Source organism: Aminobacter sp. P4_D5, from assembly GCF_056401815.1.
This window is the reverse complement of record NZ_JBFUIP010000009.1, coordinates 59,383-66,062: the sequence shown is the minus strand read 5'-3', so window position 1 is coordinate 66,062 and position 6,680 is coordinate 59,383. Positions and strand designations below refer to the sequence as shown.

Genomic DNA, 6,680 nt, shown 5'->3' with positions numbered 1-6,680 from the left:
GCATCGGGCCAGGCCGCCAATGCGACCCTGAAGGTCGCCTGATCAAGGAAGGCAGCAAGCTTGTCAGGGGCTTGCTGCCTTCTTCGCCAACGGGGTTTGCAAAATCATAATCAAAAAATCTGGAGATGAACCATGTCTGGAAGTCTCGATGTCGCAGGGGAATTAGACTATTCGCAAAGACCAGTCCCACCCAGTGGGCGCATGCCAAAGCTCAATCTGACGATGGCCTTCTGGGCGATCTGCAGCGCAATGTTCTTTCTTATCATCTCGGCGACGCTCGCCGAGATCTATGGCACCGCGAATACGATCATCGGCCTGGTGCTGACCGTTATCTCCTACTCCGCCATCAACGCCGTCATTACCAGATACGCGATCAGGACTGGCTTGTCGGTGTCGCTGTTTTCCCGGTTGCTGTTCGGTCGATACGGATCGGCGATCGCCACTTTCATCTATGCGGTCAGCAGTATCTATTACGCCGTGTTCGAAGGCTCGGTGATCGCCACCGCGGCAACATACTACTTTGAAGGCCTGACCTTCGCCGTCGCCGCCCTGATCGTCTGCATCTACAGTGTGCCGTTGATCCTCGGCAGCGTCCAGCACTGGCTCGACAAGTTCAACGGCTATCTGCTGCCGCTCTATCTTCTCGGCCTGATAGGTACGGTGGTCTACGCCATCTCCCACTACGGCTATTCCAACGCCTGGCTGACCATGACGCCGGAAGGCGGCGCCCCGCCCTATGGCTGGATCAACGTCTTTATCGCCTTCATGGGCGTCTGGTGGATGATGATGTGCACCTTCGACTTCGCCCGCTTCGGCAAGAAGGAGGACGAGACCTACCACGCCGTCTTCAATTTCGGCCTGCCGTTCTACACGCTGACCTATTTCGTCAACGGCCTGGTCGGCATCTTCCTGGTGCAGACGATCCCGCTCGAGGGCGCAACCTCGGAAGTCTCCGTCGTCAAGGCGCTGATCGTGATGATGGGCGCTTTCGGCCTGCTGTTCGTCTGGATCAGCCAGACCCGCATCAACACCACCAACTTCTACCTGTCGACCGTCAACATGCAGGCGTTCTTCCGGCTGGTGTTCAAGTTGGAGATGCCGAAATATGTATGGGCGATCATCGTCGGCGTCATCGTCTACTTCGTGATGCTGGCCAACATCTTCCAGTACCTGCTCGTGGCACTGGCATATCAGGGTATCTTCGTCGTCGCCTGGGTCGGCGTCGCGCTGGCCTACATATTGTGCGGGCAACATGACGGCACCGGCGAGGAAAGCGCCCGTTCGGACGACGATTTCCCTGCCTACTACGCGCCTGGAATGGTCGCCTGGTTCGGCGCTGTTGCCATCGGCATCATACTGCTCGCCATCCCGACCCTGGAACTGCTCTCGGCGCCCGCGACCGTCACCAGCAGCTTCCTCTTGTTCTGGGCGCTGTCGTCGCGGACGATGGTAGCCAAGGCTGCCTATTAGCGCTGACTGTGCGCTGCGACCGTATGCCGGCTCCGGCCGGCATACGGGAACAAGTGCCAGCGTCGATTCTTCGATCTTCAGCAGAACGCACCCATGGCACCACCACGATCTGGAGACGCGCGATGAATCTGCATGCCAAGCTTCGGGCACTCGAGGCGCAAGGACGTAGTATCTGCATCGGGCTGATCGGCGCCGGCAAGTTCGGTTCGATGTTCGACTCGCAATGCCTGCGGAACCCGGAATTTCAGCTCGTCGCGATCGCCGATCTCTCTCGGGCCAATGTCGAGGCGGCCATCACCGTGACCGGCCATCCCAGAGACATGATCTGCGGGCGCGGCATCGAGGCCGCCGTTCGCGAGCAGCGCATAGGCGTGACCGAAGATGCCCTCTTCCTGATCCGGAGCCCATTCGTCGATATCGTCATCGAAGCGACTGGCGATCCGGTCGCTGGCGCGCTGCACGCCCTGGAGTGTTTTCGCTTCGGCAAGCACGTGCTGATGGTCAATGTCGAGGCCTACGCGCTGGTTGGCCCGGCCCTGGCCAACGAGGCCGAGCGGGCAGGTGTCATCTATTCGCTGGCCTATGGCGACCAGCCGGCACTGATCTGTGAAATAGTCGATTGGGCCCGTGCTTCGGGCTTTCAAGTGGTAGCGGCCGGCAAGGGCACCAAGCACCGTCCCCATTATCACAATTTGACGCCGGCGACGGTTTGGGAGCACCATAGCCTGACGCCGGAGCAGGCCCGGATTGGGCACCTCAACCCGAAGAAGTTCAACTCGTTCCTGGACGGCACCAAGTCGGCCCTGGAAATGGCGGCCGTAGCTAATGCAACCGGCCTCGACGCGCCGGTCGATGGTCTGGAGTTTCCTGCCTGCAGCCGGGAGAACTGGCAGAACGGCAGRGGCCGCGCGGCAACAATGTCTCGCCCGCGGGGGCCGGCCGGGTGGAGGTCGTCTCCTCGGTGTTTGATGATGGCAGTGAGATCCCGGGCCATCTCAGATAAGGTGTCTTCACCGGCATCAGCACTGAAGCCAGTGGGCACTTTGCCTGCACATACAAGCCCTTTCATTTCATCGGCCTGGAGCTTGGCATCACGGTGGCGCACATGGCCCTGCGCAACGAGTCGACCGGCGCGGCGTCGCGCCTCCATGCGGTCGTAGTCGCGCTAGTGAAGCGCGACCTGGCCGCCGGCGAAATCCTCGACAGCGAGGGCGGCTTTTGCGTGTGGGGAAAGCTGACCACCGCCGCCAAACAGCATCGAGATGGGGCACCTCCCCATTGCCCTGGCAAAGAATGTCCGCCTCCGCGCGCCGGTTGCGCAGGGCCGCACCCTCAACATGTCCGATGTCGGGGTTCTGACACACTGCCCGGTGATCGAACTCCGCCGAGGTATGGAGCGTCATATCCGAGCACGCGCAACGGTAAGAGGTCGTGTAGCTGCGGCGGGCAGCACCTTTCCCGGCATCCACTGAAATCGGAGGTGTAGGTGACAAGAGCAGGGAGCAGGACTTACGTTTCTCCGCACAATCGCGGCCTGCCGCAGGCCCCGTGGCCACATGCGGCAGCTGACCAGCACTCGGCCGGAAATCTTCTCGAGGTGACGATCGGGCGGGAGGTGAGATCGCACCGCCGGCAACTCGGAATCACTTTGGTCGAGCTTGCGCGGGCGGCAGGTCTTTCGCTCGGCATGATGTCCAAGATCGAAAATGGCATCACATCGGCGTTGCTGTCTACGTTGCAGGCGTTGTCGCAAGCGCTGGGAGTCCCACTTACAGCTCTTTTCCGGACTTTTGACGCCGTTCAGCGTGATCCCCTGTTTGTAAGAGCTGGGATGAAAGAACGCGTGGGCCAGGATGCACCCAGTCACCAGAACCTCTTTACCTATCTTGGGTTCGCCGCTGCAGAGGTTGTGTTGGAGCAGCAACTCGTCACCCTAACCAAGGCTACGGGGGGTGGCCCACTTTTGCGGCATCCGGGAATGAAACTTGTCTATTTGCTGGAGGGAGAAATCGACTATCGCCACGGAATAAGACTCTACCACATGGTTCCGGGTGACAGCCTATTTTTCAATGCAGATGTGATCCACGGCCCTTGTGGCGTGGTTAGGCTACCTGTCTGCTTTCTTTCGTTTCGGTCCTCTCCGCTGAACGGCACCGTGCATGACGCTGGTTCGACGACCGGGTCGCTGACAAATGCGGAACGATGATCGTCAGTTGCTGCGACAGCCATCTTAGGCCCCCATTTCGACCGAAATGCGCGATGGCTTTACTTGCTCGAACTCCTTTCTGCGGCCCACCGTTTCATGTCCCCGAGCCTGCTTGGTGGTTCGTCTGGCAACGGCGGTGGTGGATAGGGGGCTGACGGGGAACAGCGCGTGCCCGATTTAAGAGCATAAGCTTGAAGGCAATTGGCGCGCATGTCGGGGATTTCACCAATGCCATTGCGTAGATGCGAACAAATACTGCGTTGACTGAACGGCTCCTGGACATCGCCTGCAGGGATGGCACCCGAAGGAGTCATCCTATAGTCTGATGATCCCAGCCTGCTTCTTTACACGCTGCGTGCCGTGGCACGCGACCGTATCTGCATTCCGTATTTCGACGTCTCGAAAATCAACGAAACGCCGCTATCCCAGTTGACGGCATGGGAGCGCGAATTATTGGCAGTATTGGCGGATGGCTGGACCAATTCACAGATTGCGGCGCGCAGGGGGATTTCCGAAAACACCGTAAAGTACCATCTCAAGAAACTGTACAACAAGCTCGAGGCCCGCAATTGAGCAATGGCGGAAGCTGGCACGGTACTTTCGTAACGGTAGACGCTCAAAAGGGCGTTGTCGTAGCAGGTGTTGCTGCCGTGCTGACGATCTGGACGGGCTGTTGTTGCGCTGGCGCGAGCCGGGCATCTCGCAACCACTATGCCTACTCTAGGTCGTTTGCCGAATGCCCGCTTCAGCCCAAATGTGCTTCGACAGCGGACCGGCAGATTTCGGCCGGGGCCGCCTGGGTGCCCATGCGATAGCTCTCGGCACTGCGCAACGGTTCCGCGTCATCCTGTCGGTAACCCCATCTCAATGATGGGCGTGTAACACCAACCGATGTTCTGGAATTACCTCCGAAAAGCGCTCGTGACGACTGTGCTGTGCTTCATTATGCTTGCGCCTTTAGACGCGGCAGCCCTTGGCGCGGCTGAATCGATGGACATTCGCAGTTCCTGCTGGACGTCCACAAGTTTGTCGGAAGAGTTGGTCACTGCCGTCCACTCGCCCGGGCGCTGGACCTGCGGAGATCGGATCTATTCGCTCGAAGGCGAGCGGACGCTGCTGCGCTTTGAAATCRGTCCGAAAGATGCCCTCCCTCAATATCTCTTTTCAAGACGTAGTGCGCTCGCGGCTGTGCATCTGCTGGCGATCGACCGAGACGGCGCAATCCGTCAGACCTCTTTCTCGGCGGGTGAGCTTCTTAGCGCTCTGCATGGCGGGTATTTCAAGGCCGCTCTGCCAGGTGTGACCCGCGACACGCTGCAGGTCGTAGTTGCATTCGATTTGCCGAGCCATCAGATGACGCTAGAGAGAGCCTATTTGTCACCGTCTGACATCGCTCTCGGCCCAGACCTTGTGCAGTCTCTAATTCTCCTGGCAACCCTTGCCGGAATGCTCTCCATGCCGCTCATCTTCAATGCGGCCTTCTACCGGATCCTGCGCGAGCCATTCGTGCTTTGGCATTCCATGCTCACGATCTCTTTGCTGCTGACGATCTTGGTCTCTTCGGGCCTTGCAGTCGTTCTCTTCGATCCGCCAGCAATGACGTTGAGCTGGATGACGACAGTGATCTTCGGCCTCACGGTCGCTTCTGGAGCGATGTTTACGCACAGCTTCATAGAGCCCGGCCGCATGCATCCGCTCCTGCGGCGGGCGCTGCTCGGGTGCGCCGTATGGGCGATGTTTTTGAGCGTTTCTCACGCGGTATTCCCGTTCGTGGGGCGCTCGATCCAGTCGACGGTGTACACCGCGGCTTTTGCTCCGGTGGTCGTCATTTTCATATTATCAGTTGCCGATGCACTGCGGCACGGAAGTCGGGCCGCCAAGTTCCAGGCGATCGGCTATATCCCTATAATTCTGGCCGGATTGGTGCGCTTGGTCACGGGTGTGGTTCCCTGGTTGCAGAGCAATGATGCCATGCTCCTATTCTATGTGGGTTGCGTATGCGAAGTCTTGTTCACCACACTCGGCGTGGCAGATCGCTTCATGACGCTCAAGCGCCAGCGAGACAACGCTCGCTTCGAAGCTGACATGCTTGAGCGCCTGTCCGAACGCGACTCGCTGACGGGATTGCTCAACCGGCGGGCAATCGAGCAGAATTTCAAGAAGTTACGCTCTGAGGGCTATCGCACACTTGCCGTGCTCGACCTGGACCACTTCAAGGCAATCAATGATGTTCACGGCCATGTGGTCGGCGACGCTGTGCTGAAAGCCGTGGCCGAGGCACTAAAGGCGGACCCGAAGGTACGTGCGTTCCGCCTCGGCGGAGAGGAGTTCGTACTGCTTGTGTGCGGAGAAGATGCCCAGGCTCAGGCGGAACGTCGGCGCCAAGCGATCCCCACCATCGTCGCCAATGCCGTTCCAGGCCTTGGACGACCCGTAACTGCGAGCATGGGCATCACGGATGCGTCGCCAAATGYTGATGCGCAGTTCGCAGAGCTCTACGAACAAGCTGACAAGCTACTTTACGACGCCAAATCTTCTGGCCGTAATCGAACCAAATCTGTATTGGCTCAAGGCTCGAAGAATGATGCATATCCAGTCTTTGATACTGCGGCTATAGCCTGAACGATCCGCTGCTGCGCTGCCGGCTGAAGCACTATTGGACAAGGGTATGGCAGCTTGCTGCCAATCTCCAACAAATACCGGGCCGACCGCTTCCGGCCCGCTGCGGCCATCCCCCAGAGTCGGTTCTCTCAACACGATCCGGCCGAGCATTTCGGTACGCGCTTATTGCGTGCGGCCGCCGCCGACGGTGGTTCGGACGCCCTGTTTGACGCACCGTCATACCCTCGGGGGGTACAAAGGCCGTAGAGGAGGGTCGGCGGCATACCAATATACCCGATCCCAATGTCGAGAAAATCATGCTGGATCGCCGGTCGGCTGCGGGCATGTGCGTGCGGCAGCGATTCCGAGATGTTACCTTATTTGGATATTCGCTATGCGAATG

General features: G+C 59.1%; 4 protein-coding genes and 1 pseudogene. All 5 read left to right on the top strand.

Going from position 1 to position 6,680, the window contains the following annotated elements; all coding sequences use genetic code 11:
* The first annotated feature begins 201 nt into the window (after positions 1 to 201).
* The 5 genes and pseudogenes from AC1DWF_RS03995 to AC1DWF_RS03975 all read left to right on the top strand — a co-directional run bounded on the left by AC1DWF_RS03995 (position 202) and on the right by AC1DWF_RS03975 (position 6,298).
* Positions 202 to 1,470: a purine-cytosine permease family protein gene (locus AC1DWF_RS03995; protein WP_476788823.1), complete on the top strand. Its 1,269-nt coding sequence runs from the start codon at positions 202 to 204 to the stop codon at positions 1,468 to 1,470.
* Between the two features lie 122 nt (positions 1,471 to 1,592).
* Positions 1,593 to 2,630 (top strand): hypothetical protein, encoded by a 1,038-nt coding sequence (locus AC1DWF_RS03990; RefSeq protein ID WP_476788822.1) that lies wholly within the window; start codon positions 1,593 to 1,595, stop codon positions 2,628 to 2,630.
* 326 nt (positions 2,631 to 2,956) lie between these two features.
* Positions 2,957 to 3,676 (top strand): helix-turn-helix domain-containing protein, encoded by a 720-nt coding sequence (locus AC1DWF_RS03985; protein WP_476788821.1) that lies wholly within the window; start codon positions 2,957 to 2,959, stop codon positions 3,674 to 3,676.
* Positions 3,677 to 4,000: 324 nt separating this feature from the next.
* Positions 4,001 to 4,249 (top strand): annotated as a pseudogene (locus tag AC1DWF_RS03980) (helix-turn-helix domain-containing protein); the annotation flags it as partial.
* A 348-nt stretch (positions 4,250 to 4,597) separates the two neighbouring features.
* Positions 4,598 to 6,298: a sensor domain-containing diguanylate cyclase gene (locus AC1DWF_RS03975; RefSeq protein ID WP_476841471.1), complete on the top strand. Its 1,701-nt coding sequence runs from the start codon at positions 4,598 to 4,600 to the stop codon at positions 6,296 to 6,298.
* The last annotated feature ends 382 nt before the right edge of the window (positions 6,299 to 6,680 follow it).